Annotated in this window: 14 protein-coding genes; 5 read left to right on the top strand and 9 right to left on the bottom strand. The window is 75.2% G+C overall.

All coding sequences use genetic code 11. The features are described 5' to 3' along the window. Positions 1-32: 32 nt before the first annotated feature. Positions 33-872, bottom strand: a complete 840-nt coding sequence (locus tag KPL60_RS32005; protein ID WP_226354538.1) for an HAD family hydrolase — start codon at positions 870-872, stop codon at positions 33-35. A gap of 66 nt (positions 873-938) precedes the next feature. Here KPL60_RS32005 and KPL60_RS32000 point away from each other — a divergent pair, with 66 nt between their 5' ends. Beyond that, positions 939-2,060, top strand: coding sequence for a nucleotide disphospho-sugar-binding domain-containing protein (locus tag KPL60_RS32000; protein WP_226368098.1), 1,122 nt, complete (start codon positions 939-941; stop codon positions 2,058-2,060). Between the two features lie 19 nt (positions 2,061-2,079). Here the strand turns inward: KPL60_RS32000 and KPL60_RS31995 are convergent, their stop codons facing one another. Genes KPL60_RS31995 through KPL60_RS31985 form a run of 3 tightly spaced genes read right to left on the bottom strand, consistent with a single transcriptional unit; the run spans position 2,080 to position 4,529 of the window. Next, on the bottom strand, positions 2,080-2,532 hold the full coding sequence (locus KPL60_RS31995) for a DUF350 domain-containing protein (protein WP_226354536.1): 453 nt from the start codon (positions 2,530-2,532) through the stop codon (positions 2,080-2,082). Between the two features lie 53 nt (positions 2,533-2,585). After that, positions 2,586-3,752: a glutathionylspermidine synthase family protein gene (locus KPL60_RS31990; protein ID WP_226354535.1), complete on the bottom strand. Its 1,167-nt coding sequence runs from the start codon at positions 3,750-3,752 to the stop codon at positions 2,586-2,588. Between the two features lie 3 nt (positions 3,753-3,755). Continuing rightward, positions 3,756-4,529, bottom strand: coding sequence for a hypothetical protein (locus KPL60_RS31985; protein ID WP_226368097.1), 774 nt, complete (start codon positions 4,527-4,529; stop codon positions 3,756-3,758). Between the two features lie 242 nt (positions 4,530-4,771). On the opposite strand from KPL60_RS31985, the gene KPL60_RS31980 reads away from it, so the two are divergent. Together KPL60_RS31980 and KPL60_RS31975 are read left to right on the top strand one after the other, a co-directional pair. Next, a complete protein-coding gene (locus KPL60_RS31980; protein ID WP_226354533.1) occupies positions 4,772-6,052 on the top strand; it encodes a septum formation family protein in 1,281 nt (426 codons plus the stop codon). A 1-nt stretch (position 6,053) separates the two neighbouring features. Continuing rightward, on the top strand, positions 6,054-6,404 hold the full coding sequence (locus tag KPL60_RS31975) for a metallopeptidase family protein (RefSeq protein ID WP_226354532.1): 351 nt from the start codon (positions 6,054-6,056) through the stop codon (positions 6,402-6,404). Positions 6,405-6,408: 4 nt separating this feature from the next. On the opposite strand, the gene KPL60_RS31970 is transcribed toward KPL60_RS31975, so the two are convergent. From KPL60_RS31970 to KPL60_RS31960, 3 genes are read right to left on the bottom strand one after another with little or no spacing between them, the layout of a single operon-like run. After that, the gene (locus tag KPL60_RS31970; RefSeq protein ID WP_226368096.1) at positions 6,409-7,155 is read right to left on the bottom strand and encodes a histidine phosphatase family protein; all 747 of its coding nucleotides are present in this window, start codon (positions 7,153-7,155) and stop codon (positions 6,409-6,411) included. Beyond that, the gene (pheA, locus tag KPL60_RS31965; RefSeq protein ID WP_226354530.1) at positions 7,152-8,099 is read right to left on the bottom strand and encodes a prephenate dehydratase; all 948 of its coding nucleotides are present in this window, start codon (positions 8,097-8,099) and stop codon (positions 7,152-7,154) included. The genes KPL60_RS31970 and pheA overlap by 4 nt, the downstream gene beginning before the upstream one ends. 14 nt (positions 8,100-8,113) lie before the next feature. After that, positions 8,114-9,022, bottom strand: coding sequence for a hypothetical protein (locus tag KPL60_RS31960; RefSeq protein ID WP_226356620.1), 909 nt, complete (start codon positions 9,020-9,022; stop codon positions 8,114-8,116). Between the two features lie 128 nt (positions 9,023-9,150). Here KPL60_RS31960 and KPL60_RS31955 point away from each other — a divergent pair, with 128 nt between their 5' ends. Further along, complete coding sequence (locus KPL60_RS31955) at positions 9,151-9,921, top strand: DUF2470 domain-containing protein (protein ID WP_073573767.1); 771 nt, start codon at positions 9,151-9,153, stop codon at positions 9,919-9,921. Between the two features lie 7 nt (positions 9,922-9,928). On the opposite strand, the gene KPL60_RS31950 is transcribed toward KPL60_RS31955, so the two are convergent. Next, positions 9,929-10,252 (bottom strand): DUF3817 domain-containing protein, encoded by a 324-nt coding sequence (locus tag KPL60_RS31950; RefSeq protein ID WP_226354528.1) that lies wholly within the window; start codon positions 10,250-10,252, stop codon positions 9,929-9,931. Then, positions 10,249-10,806 (bottom strand): hypothetical protein, encoded by a 558-nt coding sequence (locus tag KPL60_RS31945; protein WP_226356619.1) that lies wholly within the window; start codon positions 10,804-10,806, stop codon positions 10,249-10,251. The genes KPL60_RS31950 and KPL60_RS31945 overlap by 4 nt, the downstream gene beginning before the upstream one ends. A gap of 765 nt (positions 10,807-11,571) precedes the next feature. Between KPL60_RS31945 and KPL60_RS31940 the strand changes: the two genes are divergently transcribed. After that, positions 11,572-12,405, top strand: a complete 834-nt coding sequence (locus KPL60_RS31940) for a CPBP family intramembrane glutamic endopeptidase (RefSeq protein ID WP_161151720.1) — start codon at positions 11,572-11,574, stop codon at positions 12,403-12,405. Positions 12,406-12,476: the final 71 nt, after the last annotated feature.

The following is a 12,476-nucleotide window of genomic DNA, read 5'->3' as shown; positions in this document are numbered from 1 at the left end:
GTCGACGGGCAGGTGAACGGCGCCGGGTGCGCTCAGAACCAGCGCTCCAGGATCTCGGCGAGCCCGTCGTGGGTGTGCGGTGCCGTCACCTCGTCGGCGAGCCCGACCAGGTCCGGGTGGGCGTTGCCCATCGCGACGCCGAGCCCGGCCCAGCGCAGCATCTCCCGGTCGTTGGGCATGTCGCCGAACGCCACGGTGTCCGCCGCGGTCACGCCGAGCCGGCGGGCGACCTCGGCCAGGCCGGTCGCCTTGGTGACCCCGGGGGCGGAGGCCTCCAGCAGCCCCGACGAGTGCGAGAACGTCAGGTCGGCCAGCCCGCCCGCCTTCGGTGCGAGCGCGTCCATCATCTGCTCGCTGGTCAGCTCCGGGGAGCGGATCAGCACCTTCGTCGCCGGGCGGCCGAGCAGGTCCTCGCGGCTGGTGGAGCCGCCGTCGTGCTCGCCCCAGGCGTGCACGTAGCCGGGGTCGGTGAGGAACTCGTCGACGACGCCCCGCACGCCGTCGTCGCCCTCGGCGTTCCCGACGCGCTCGACGCCGAACCCGCAGCCGGGGAACAGCTCCGCGGCGAGGCCGGCGAGCTCCCGGATCGTGGCGGGCTCCAGGGTGTGCGCGCCGAGCACGACGTCGTCGGCGGCGTCGTAGAGCACCGCGCCGTTCGCGCACACGCACAGCCGCACCAGGCCCTCGGGCAGCCGCGCGAGCACCGGCGGGATCCAGCGTGGCGGGCGGCCGGTGACCAGCACGAAGCCGGCGCCGGCGGCGACCGCCCGCTCCAGCACGGCGACGGTGCGCGGGGTGACCGCGCCGCCGTCGTCGAGGAGGGTCCCGTCGACGTCGGTGGCGACGAGCCGGGGCGCGTTCTCGACGATCACACCCAGAGCGTACGGAACCGCGCGGAGACCGCCCCCGGACGACCGCGTGGCGGTTACCCTCGAACGGTGCGCGTTCTGGTGGTGGCGGCCCCGCTGTCGGGACACCTGACACCGCTGTTGCCGCTCGCCCACGCGCTCTGGGACTCCGGGCACGAGGTGCTGCTCGCCGGCGGCGACGCGCACCCGCTCCCCGGGACGGACCCGCTGCCGTTCATCGACGTCGCCCGCAGCCTGCGGGTGGGCAGGCTGGCCGCGCGCTCGCTCGTCGCGCACCCGGTGACCGCGCGGGCCGAGCTGGCCGGGCGCGGCGGCGACGCCGGGGTGCGCTCGCTGTTCGGCCCGGTGAACGAGGAGCTGACCGACGCGCTGGTGACCGTCGCCGAGCAGTGGCGGCCCGACGTCGTGGTGTACGAGCCCCTCGCGGTCGCGGGGGCGCTCGCGGCAGCCCGGCACGACGTCCCGGCGGTGCTGCACGAGAACGGCCTGCTCGACGGGTTCGCGCTCGTCCGCACGCTGCTGGACTCCCGCCCGCTGCAGCGCGCCCGGCTGCGGCACGGGCTGCGTGGGGTCCCGCCACCGGCGATCGCGCTGACCATCGCCCCGTCGAGCCTGGTCGGGGCGCGCGACGCGCTGGCCGTGCGGCCGGGCCGGGCCCGCGGCTCCGGACGGTCCTCGCTGCCCGCCTGGCTGAGCGGCCCCTCGGTCCGCCCGCGGGTGCTGGTGCTGCGCGGCGGCGGACCGGTGCGCGGGGACCTGCAGTCCTCCGCGGTGCGCGCGCTGCAGGGCGTCCGCGCCGACGGCCCGGACTGCGAGCTCGTGCTCGTCCGTCCCCCGGCGCGGCTGCTGCGCCACCACGGGCCGGGGGTGCGCACCGTCGGGCGGGTCCCGCTGGACGAGCTGCTGCCGGCCTGCGCGGCGGTGCTGCACGACGGCAGCGCCGCGCACGTGCTGGCCGCGCTCGCCGCGGGCGTCCCGCAGCTCGCGCTGCCCGGGCCCGGCGACCGGCGGCACAACGCCGAGCTGGTCGCCGCCCGCGGCGCCGGGCTGGGCGGCCCGTTCACTGCCGACACCCTGCGCAGGCTGCTGAACGACGGCGAGCTCGCGGCCGCCGCCCGCGACGTCCGCGCCGAGATCGCCGCGATGCCGACGCCGCAGGCCAGGGTCGAGGTGCTGACCGCCCTGGCCTGAGCGGCGCCGGGACCGGGGTCTAGAAGACGGCGACCGCGACGATCAGGCCGAGCGCGACGTGCGCGGCCGCGACGACCTTCGCCACCGCCCGCGGCTCGTCGGACTGGATGACCTCGCCGATGTCGATGCCGGTCACCCACTCCAGCAGCCGCACCGCGGCGACCTGGGCGATGATCCCGATCAGGCCGAACACCAGCGACGACACGACGCCCTGCAGCAGCGAGCCGTACGAGCCGTAGATCGCGGTGACGATGATGAACGCCATCGACACCATGCCGGCCGAGGTGATCGTGACCGCGTTCGGCAGGCCGCCGCGGACCATCGCCGGGAGCTTGCCGGGCGTGGTGAGGTCGATGGCCCAGAAGCCGACCAGCATGAGCAGGGTGCCGATCACGGCGTAGAGCAGGATCGCGCCGACACCGCGGCCGAGGAAGCCCCAGTACGTGGCGTCGAACGCCTGGGCGAGGATCACGGGAGGTACCTCCGGGGAGCGGGGGTGTGCAGGAACTGGTGCGGGAACGGGGGTCAGGACTCGGGGATGCGGTGCGGCACGAAGGCCGCGCCGTCGTCGGTGATCAGGCCGGCGGTCTCGCGGATGCCGAGCCCGGCGGCGGTGTCACCGACCAGCCAGGCGCCCAGGCAGGGACGGAACCCGTCGAACTCGGGCAGCGGGTCGAACATCTGGTAGACGAAGCCCTCGTCGCCGTAGACGCCGCCGGTGGCGGTCTCGTAGCCGGGGGCGACGATCTGGATGTTGGCGCCCTCGCGGCCCAGCAGGGGCTTGCGGACGTACTCGGTGAGGATCCCGGGGTTGCCGAGCGAGGCGGGCAGCAGGTTCGGGTGCCCGGGGTACATCTCCCAGAGCACCGCGAGCAGCGCCTTGTTCGACAGCAGGGTCTTCCACAGCGGCTCGAGCCACAGCGTCTCGGGGAGGCTGCGGGTGACGTGCTTGCCGAACTCGTCCGACAGCATCCACTCCCACGGGTAGAGCTTGAACACCGTCGACATCGGAGCTTCCTCGAGGTCGACGAAGCGGTCCAGTGCGGAGTCCCAGCCGATGTCCTCGATGGACAGTCCGACGGTGTCGAGGCCCGCCTCGGCGGCGGTCTCCTGGAGGTAGCCGACGGTGATGTGGTCCTCGCCGGTGGACTCGGCGCCGGACCAGGTGACGTGCACCTCCGACGACGGCAGCAGCCCCTTCAGCTCGCCCCAGCGTTCGACGAGCTTCTCGTGCAGGGAGTTCCACTGGTCGTCGCCGGGGTGGACGTCCTGCAGCCAGTGCCACTGCAGGATCGAGGCCTCCAGCAGCGAGGTGGGGGTGTCCGCGTTGTACTCGAGCAGCTTGGCCGGACCGGAGCCGTCGTAGCGCAGGTCGAAGCGGCCGTAGAGGTGCGGGTCGGAGCGGCGCCAGGACTGCGCGACCTGCTCCCAGCACCACTCGGGCAGCGCGAAGTCCTTGAACCGCTCGGTGGTGACCACATGGTCGACCGCCGACAGGCACATGGACTGGAGCACCTCGACGTCGGCCTCGAGGGACAGGACCTCGTCCATCTCGAAGACGTAGTGCACCGACTCGTCCCAGTAGGGCCGCTCGTTGCCCGAGCCGTCCCGGCCGGGGGTGCCGAAGGCGAGCCCCTGCTCGGCGACGGTGCGCTGCCAGTCCGGACGGGGGGTGCCGCGTTCGCGTCGCACGCCTCAGCTCCCGCTGGACGAGCCGGACCCGCCCGAGGACGACGACGACCCGCCGCCGACGCCGAGACCGCCCCGGGAGATCGTGCCGCTGCGGTTCGCCGAGCCGATGGTCGAGCCGGTCGTGCCGCTGCGGACCGTGGTGCCGCTCGGCGGCGGGGACACGTTCCCGCCGGTCGCGACCTGGCCGACACCGCCGGTGCCGCCGTAGTTGTAGTGGTACTGGCGGCCGCCGCCACCCAGGAAGATCGGGACGAAGGCGAAGCCGCCGCCCCCGTTGGAGACCTGGCCCTGGCTCTCCGGCCCGCTGCAGTTGTCGTCCGGCACGACGACGCCCTGGTCGTCGACGCAGCGCGCCTCGACCGACTCGCTGCCGCCACCGGACCCGGCGTAGACGGCCGCGATCAGGGCGACGACGCCGACGGTCGCGCCGGCACCGATCAGCACCCGCTTGGTGGTCTTGGAGCGGGCCTCCTTGAGCCGCACCGCCTCGCGGTCCGCGCGCAGCTTCTGCTCGCGGGCACGCTTCTCGGCGAGCGTGGGCTCGCGCGGCGCGGTGCTGCCGTCCTGCTGCCGGATCCGGCCGCGCGGCGCCTCGGCGGGCTGCTCGGCGGGCGCGTTCGCCCACGGCGCCGTCGCCGGTCCGTCGGTCTGCGGTGTCGGCGTCGTCGACTGCGACTCCGGCGGCTGCGGTGTCGCGCCGCCCGGTGTCGCCCTCGGCGTACCGGCGGGCGGCGTGCTGTCGTCCGGGCCGCCGCCGGCGCGCGGTCCGTCGGTCATCGCTGGTCCCCCATCGTCACTCTCGTCCCCCGCGCGCACCGTACCGGGACCGGCCGACGACCACCGGCCGTTCCCGGATGACGATTCGGCTGCGTTTCACCCACGCCCGCCCGGACGAGTGGTCGCGGCACCCCGTCGCACCGGGCGGACCTGCACGTTCACAGCATCCGGCCGACCGACCGCCGCGCCGGGGCACCGGCCGGGTGAAGCCGGGCCGACCCCGGCTGCATGATGGGGACGTCATGGATTCCCGCTCCCCCGCCGGCTCCGACCGGCCCGACGCGACCGGCCGCACCGCCGTCCACGGCGGGCAGGGCACGACCTCGGTGCTGTCCCGGCCGTCGGCCACCCCGGTGGTCCCGACCCGTCGGCGACGGTCGTCGGAGGCCTCCGGAGGGGCGGGCGCAGGGCGGGGCGGGCTCCTCGGGGCCCGCCGGGTCGGCATCGGGATCCTCGTCGGCGCGCTGCTGATGCTGACCGTCGCGTCGGTGGACTCGCTGCTCGGCGCCGAGGTGCCGGTGCTGGGCTCGTTCGCGTCCTCCGGGGTGCCGAAGGTGGAGGAGCCCCCGCCGCTGCCGCCCCCGCCGGACACCGCGGGCACCTGCCTGAACTGGACCCGCTCCGACGCGACCGACACCGCCGCCGTCGACTGCGCCCGGCCGCACCTGTTCGAGCAAGCGGGGCGGGTCGCGCTGACCGACCAGCCGACGTTCCCGGCCGACGGGGCCTGGCAGAAGCTCGTCGCCGACCGCTGCACCCCGGTGGTCACGAAGTACCTGGACGGCAAGTTCGACCCGGACGGGAAGTTCCGCGTGGGCGCGCTCAAGCCGTCGCAGCAGCGCTGGGACGGCGGCGACAAGGGCATGCGCTGCGGCCTGCAGATGGCCTCGCGCAGCGGGGAGATGTTCCCGATCACCGGCAAGGTCGCCGCGCAGGACCAGTCCGCGGTGCAGCCGGTGGGCACCTGCCTGGGCATCGACGGCCGCACCGTCGGCGACCCGACCGACTGCGCCGGGCCGCACGCCGTCGAGGCGGTCGGGCTGGTCGACCTGGGCACCGAGTTCAAGGAGGACTGGCCGGCCGTCGAGGACCAGGACAAGTTCCTCCAGCCCGCCTGCACCGACGCCGCCAACACGTTCGCCGGCAACGACCAGGTGATCGGTGCCAAGGGACTCACCGTCTACTGGGGCAACCTCTCCGAGGAGTCCTGGAAGGCCGGCAGCCGCAAGGTCAACTGCAACATCGGCACCCTGCTGCCGGACAACAGCGGCTTCGCCTCGATCACCGGCTCGGTGAAGGGCAACCTCGTCGTCTCCGGGCAGCCCGCGGCCCCGGCGCCGTCCGCGCCCGGTGCCCCCGCCGGACCGGACGGCGCCCCGGCCGACGGTGCGGCCACCCCGGCGCCGGGCTCGCAGGCCCCGGTCGAGCAGCCCGACGCCGAGCAGCCCGCCGCACCCGACAGCGGCGCCGGGCAGCCGAACCTCGACATCCCGCCCGGCCTGCCCGGGCTGTCGGGCAACTGACGTGCCGGTGGCGATGCCCGCCGACCGATTCGACGAGCTGGTCGGCGAGGCGCTCGACCTCGTGCCCGCCGAGCTCGCCGCAGCGATGGACAACGTCGTCGTGCTGGTCGAGCCGCGCCACCCCGACGAGCCGGACCTGCTCGGGCTCTACGAGGGCGTCGCGCTGACCGAGCGCACGGCGGACTACGCGGGCGAGCTCCCGGACCGGATCACCGTCTTCCGGGACGCCGTCCTCGACTTCTGCGACGACGAGGAGGAGGTCATCGACGAGGTCGCGATCACCGTCGTCCACGAGATCGCGCACCACTTCGGCATCTCCGAGGAGAAGCTGCACGAGCTCGGCTGGGGCTGACCCCCTACCGGTGGGTGGCGCGCCGCCCGCCGGGCATCGCGTCCCACAGCTCCGGGACCCAGCCGTCGCGGTCCCGACGCAGCACGACCCGGCCGGTGTTGGGGACCGGGCGCTCGCGGCCGTAGGTGACCTCGCCGTGGCCGGCGCCGGAGCCGTCGTGCCCGCCGAGCAGCGCCAGCGACAGGATCCGGATCGCCGCCCCGTGGCTGACGACGACGACCGCCCCGTCCGCCACCCCGGAGGTCACCGCAGCGAGGTCGGGCAGCGCCCGGTCCCACACGTCGCGGGCGGACTCGCCGCCGGGCATGGCGCGGTCGACGTCGCCGTCCCACCAGGCCTCGAAGACCTCGTCGAACGCGGCGCGGGCGTCGTCGCCCTCCTGGCCCTCGAGGTCCCCGACGAACACCTCGTGCAGGCCCTGGAGCAGCTCCACCTCGCGTCCGAGCGCGCGGCCGATCGGGGCGGCGGTCTCCTGCGCCCGGGTCGCCCGTGACGCGTACAGGCCCCGGACGGGCCACCCGGCGAGCAGCCCGGCGACCTCCTCGGCCTGTGCGTGACCCAGCTCGTCCAGCCCGGGGCCGGGCAGCGCGGTGTCGAGGCGGTGCCGCACGTTCGACGGGGTGCGGCCGTGCCGGACCAGCACGAGCCGCAGCGCGCCGTCGTCCGGCGGGACCTGTGCGGTCCGGGTGCCGGTGCCGACGGCCGCGAAGGAGGCGGCGCCGTCGTGCTCGTCGTCGGTCTGGTGGCTCACGTGTCGGCTCCCCGTCGGACCGCGGCGAGCCAGCGCTCGGACGCGGCGTAGTCGTCGGCGGTGGCGACGCCGAGCGCCGCCACCGGGCTCCCCACCCCGGCCGCCGGGGCGTCCGGTGCGGGATCGGATCGCGGGAACGACCCGAGGTAGATCAGCCGGTCGCAGCGACGGTGCAGCGCGGCCAGGGCCTCCCCCATCGCCGGGTCGGCGACGTGACCCGAGCAGTCGAGGTGGAACCAGTACTCGGCGTGGCGGTCCTTCACCGGGCGGGACTCGATCCGGGTCAGGTCGATGCCGCGGACGGCGATCTCGGTGAGCAGGCCGAGCAGGGTGCCGGGGCGGTTCGTCGTCGTCGCGACGAGGGTGGTGCGGTCCCAGCCGGTCGGCGCCGGTGGCGGGCCGGGGCGGGTCAGCAGCACGAAGCGGGTGACGGCGCCCGCGTTGTCGGCGATGTCGTCGGCCAGCACCTCCAGCCCGTGCTGCGTGGCCGCGAGCGGGGCGGCGACGGCGGCGTCGACCTCGCCCCGGGCGGCCTGGGCCGCGGCCTCCGCGGTGGAGGAGCTGACCCGGATCTCGGCGGCGGGCAGGTGCTCGGCGAGCCAGCCGCGGGTCTGGGCGATGCCGTGGCCGTGGGAGGCGACCGAGCGGATCGCGTCACGCGTGGTGCCCGGACGGCCCATCAGGCAGAACCGGACCGCGATCCGGGCCTCACGGGCGATCACCAGCGGCGGGTCGGCGACGAGCCCGTCGAGCACCGGCGGGACGGCGCCCTCGACGGTGTTCTCGATCGGCACGCAGCCGGCGTCGACGGAGCCGTCGCGGACGGCCGCCAGCACCGCGGGGGCGCCGGGCAGCGGCACGAGCTCGGCGCCACGCGACTCGGGCAGGGTCAGCAGGGCCTGCTCGGTGAACGTGGCGTGCGGCCCCAGGAATCCGATCCGCATCCGATCCGTCCTGATCAGTCCAGCAGCCCGAGGGCGACGAGGTCGGCGATCGGGACCGGCTCCGGGTCGACGCCGCAGCGCGGCAGGACGGTGCGGACCTGCTCGACGGCGGCCTCGGGCAGCTCGTCGAGCTCCCGGGCGAGCTTCTCGCCGTCGGTGCAGGCCAGGGCCTCCTCGGCCGGGTCGGGCGAGGCGCTGACCCCGGTCATCCGCGCGACGGCGGCGATCAGGTTCAGCAGGCCGTGGCGGCCGCGGGGCGTCGACGCGGACGAGTCCTCGCGGACGATCCGGTCGATGCCCTGGGCCGAGATCCCGCCGGTGCCGCTCTCCAGGCCGGCCAGCAGGAACTTGTGCACGTCGACGATCTCCGGCACGTCGGAGGCGCGCGGCCCGCCGAGGCGGATCTTCGGGGTGCAGCCGTGCTCGGCGACCTTGCGGACGGCGGCGAGCCAGGCGAGCGTGCCCTCCTCGTCACCCTCGACGGGGCGGCGCGGCTCCACGACCGGGGTCACCTCGTCCGGCACGAACTCCGAGACGCGCTCGAGCCAGATGCCGTCGACGTCCGGCGGTGCGGCGCACTCGACGGTGCTCGGGGTGAGCAGGCTGGAGCGGGAGAACACGGTCGACAACGCCTTCGGCACCGCACCCAGCCCGGTGTCGACTACGAGGGCCAGCTCCGCCGGCCGGCTCGGCGCGGAACGGGCGAGCTCGGTGACGACGGCGGGCAGCTGCGACGCGGGGCAGACCAGCCGTCCGACGAGGCCTCCGTAGTGGCCGTCGCGGGCGGCGAGATAGCGCGACACGACGGCGTCGACGCCCGGTGCGACGGTCCTCGGCTGCAGCAGGCTGGTGTCGTCGACCAGCGCGGCGAGCAGCGGACGGATCGGCCACGGGTCGGCTGAGGAACCCGAGGGCACGGTCATCACGTCGACAGACGCTAACGGTCGGGTCACGGCGACCCATCAACGGGGGTTGCCCCCCTGTGTCCACAGCCACTGGACAGGCGATACTTCCTACTGATTAGGTAAGGGTTACCTAATCAGAGGTGAGAGTGGGAACGACCCGAGTGCGCCGCCCCCCGACGCCCGCCGTCGCCGAGCGAGCCCGCAGCCTCGTCACCCGTGGTGGCCGCGCGGCACTCGTCGGCACCGGCGAGCCGGAACCGTGTGCGCCGCTGATGCACCACACCTGGCCGGACGGCACGACCGACCTGCTGCTGCCCGACGACCACGTGCTCCGCGAGCGCGCCCGGCTCACCCTCGACGGGCTCCCGGTGATGCTCGAGCTGACCGGCAGCACGCCGGTGCCGCTCGACGAGCCGGTCCGGGAGCTGCTGTGGCTGGTCGGGACCCTGCAGGAGCCGGACCCGACGACCGGCCGGGAACGGGCGCTGCGGCTCGCCGAGAAGGCCCCGCACCCCAACCTCCTCGACGCCGGGCGCGGCGCCACGCTGCTGCGGCTGCACCCGTCGTCGGCGGTCTACTCCGACGCCGAGGGCTGCGCGCCGGTCTCGCCGACCGAGCTCGCCGCGGCCGAGCCGGACCCGTTCTGCCGGGTCGAGCAGGTGTGGCTGGAGCACCTGGACCGGGCGCACCCGGAGATGCTGTGCGCGCTGCGCCGCCACCTGCCCGACGGGCTGGGGTTCACCGGCGGCCGGGTCCGCCCGGTCGGCGTGGACCGCTTCGGGCTCCGCGTGCGGGTGCCCACCGCGACCGGCACCCAGGACGTGCGGCTGGCGTTCTCCGCGCCCGCGGACACGCCCGAGGAGCTGCAGCGCCGGTTCGCCGAGCTGGTGGGCTGCCCGGCGGCCGGGGGCCGCTGAGCCGGGCTCAGGGACCGGCGGGTGCCAGGTGCTCGGCCTGCACCTTCCGGGTCACCTTGCGCTCGGCGACGAACGACGCGACCGGGATGGTTCCCGCAGCCAGGATGACCACGGCGAACACCGGCTTCCACCGGCAGCGCTCGGCCAGGATCAGCGTGCACACGATGTAGATCATGTACAGGAAGCCGTGCACCATCCCGATCAGCGCGACCGGCCGCGGGTCGTCGAACAGGTACTTCGCCGGCATCGCGTAGAAGGTCAGCAGCAGCAGGCCGACGCCGGTGACCCACGCGGAGATCCGGTAGGCCTTCAGAGCGGTCGCGACGGTCACGGGGTGGACTCCTCCCGGTGCCGGGCCGCAAGGCGGGCCAGCTCCTCGTTGTAGGCCCGCAGCTGCGGGTCGGTGCTGCGGGGCGGGGCGGCGTTCGCCGGGCGGGACGTGAACGGCGACGGCCCGGCCGGGGGTGCCGGGACGGCGGGCTCGGTGGCCGGCGTCGAGACCGACGCAGCTGCCTCCTTCGAGGCCGCCCTCGTGGCCGCCTTCGTCGCCGACGCAGTGGCCGGCGTCGGGGCCGCGGAGGGGGCGGTCCCGGCGACGGGTGCCTCCGCGGCCGACGGCGCCCTGTCCGGCGTCCCCGCGGTCCCGCCGGGTCCGTCCGCGGCCGCCCGCAGGTCGGCGATCTCCATGCTCAGGAAGCGCCACCACATGACGCCGAAGAAGACGGCGAACAGCGGCCACTGCAGGCCGTAGCCCACGTTGAGGGCCGAGCCCATCGCCGATCCCGCACGTCCCCACTGCCAGATGGCCAGCCAGGTGCAGGCGACCATCGCGCCGAGTGTGAGGACGTGCCAGACCATCCACCTCGGGGACAGCAGCAGCCGCATCACGCCGACCAGGGTACGCACCCCGGCGTGGCCACGGCCGGGCCCCGACGAGCGCTCGGTCACGCCGGCCCGGGCGCCGTGGTGCGCAGACGGGCTCGTGGTCGCCCCGCCGCTCCCCGCCCGCCCCGTGACCCGCGACCCGCAACGCCGATCCGTCGCCCACGCCGCGATCCGTCGCCCACGCGGTGGTCCGGTCCGTCGCCCGTCCGGCGGCCCGTCGCCCGTCCGGGTGGTCCCCCGCTCGCCCGGCGGCCCCTCGCTCGCCCGGTGGTCCCCCGCCCGGTGGTTCCCTGCTCGCCCTGTGGTTCCCTGCTCGCCCTGTGGTTCCCCGCTCGCCCGGTGGTCCCTCGCCCGCCCGGTGGTCTCACCCCTCCGGCGGGCTCGCCCGAACGGTGGGCTCCCGCGCGCGGTGATCCGCAGTTCGCGCGGTGATCCGCGGACCGCGTGCGTCCGGACGCACGCGAACGACGAAACTGCGCGCGCCATGTGGATCACCGGCCGATGCGCACGCCGGGGCCCCGCAGTCCGCCGCCCGTTACCCCCGCCAGCGCGGCCATGCATCACCGGCGCGGTGGTGCCCCACCCGCGCGGTGATCCGCGGCTCGCGCGTGTCCGGACGCGCGCGAGCCGCGGATCAGCGCGCGCGGTGCCGATCAGCCCGCGATACCGATCAGCCGCGGTGTGGATCACCCTGCCCACGCCCCCGCCTGCACCCCCGCGACGCGGCCCGCGGAGCCCCCCGGCACCCGGTGCAATGATCGCCCCATGACGAGCGGACCGGTCCCGGCACGACCGCGTGGGGCCCTGCGGGACTGGCTGAGCCCGGCGCCCCCGTCCTTCCCGGGCGTCGCCACCGACCCCCGCGAGCGACGGCTGATCGGCCTGGAGATCGCCGTCGTCCTGACCGTGACGCTGGGCCTGTCCGCGGTACGCAGCGCGCTGTCGCTGCTCGAGGCCCTGCTGAACCCCGCCCCGCTGGCCGACCAGCAGGTCACCCTGAACGCGCCCGCGTCCACCGACGCCTGGATCGACCTCGCGTTCCAGCTCGTCCGCGCGCTGCAGCTGGCCGGATGGGGCGCGCTGGCCGCGTACCTGCTGCTGCGGGCGGGCATCGCGCTGCGCCGGGTCGGGCTCGACGGGCGGCGGCCGTGGCGCGACGCGGCGCACTCCGCGGGCCTGGCCGCGCTGATCGGCCTCCCCGGGCTGGGGCTCTACCTGGTCGGACGGCTCGCCGGGATCACTCCGGACGTTGCACCCAGCACGCTGACCGACCAGTGGTGGCGGATCCCGGTGCTGGTGCTGTCCGCGGCGGCGAACTCCTGGGCGGAGGAGGTCGTCATGATCGGCTACCTGCTCACCCGGCTGCGGCGGCTCGGCTGGTCGGAGAACCGGTCGGCGTTCGCGGCCGCCGTCCTGCGCGGGTGCTACCACCTCTACCAGGGGATCGGCGCGTTCGTCGGCAACCTCGTCATGGGCCTGGTGTTCGCCCGCTACTGGCAGCGGACGAACCGGCTGTGGCCGCTCGTCGGCGCCCATCTGCTGATCGACGTCGTGGCGTTCGTGGGGTACGCACTGCTCGGTGGCGTGCTCCCGTTCTGACCCGGGAAAGCGGCCCTCACCAGCGGAAAGGTGACCCTGTCCAACTGAGACGGACACCCTTTCTGGAGCCG

It is taken from the genome of Pseudonocardia sp. ICBG162 (assembly GCF_020496225.1).
Taxonomy (GTDB): Bacteria; Actinomycetota; Actinomycetes; order Mycobacteriales; family Pseudonocardiaceae; genus Pseudonocardia; species Pseudonocardia alni.
Note: the sequence above shows the minus strand (reverse complement) of the source record. Positions and strands in the feature narration are given on the sequence as shown.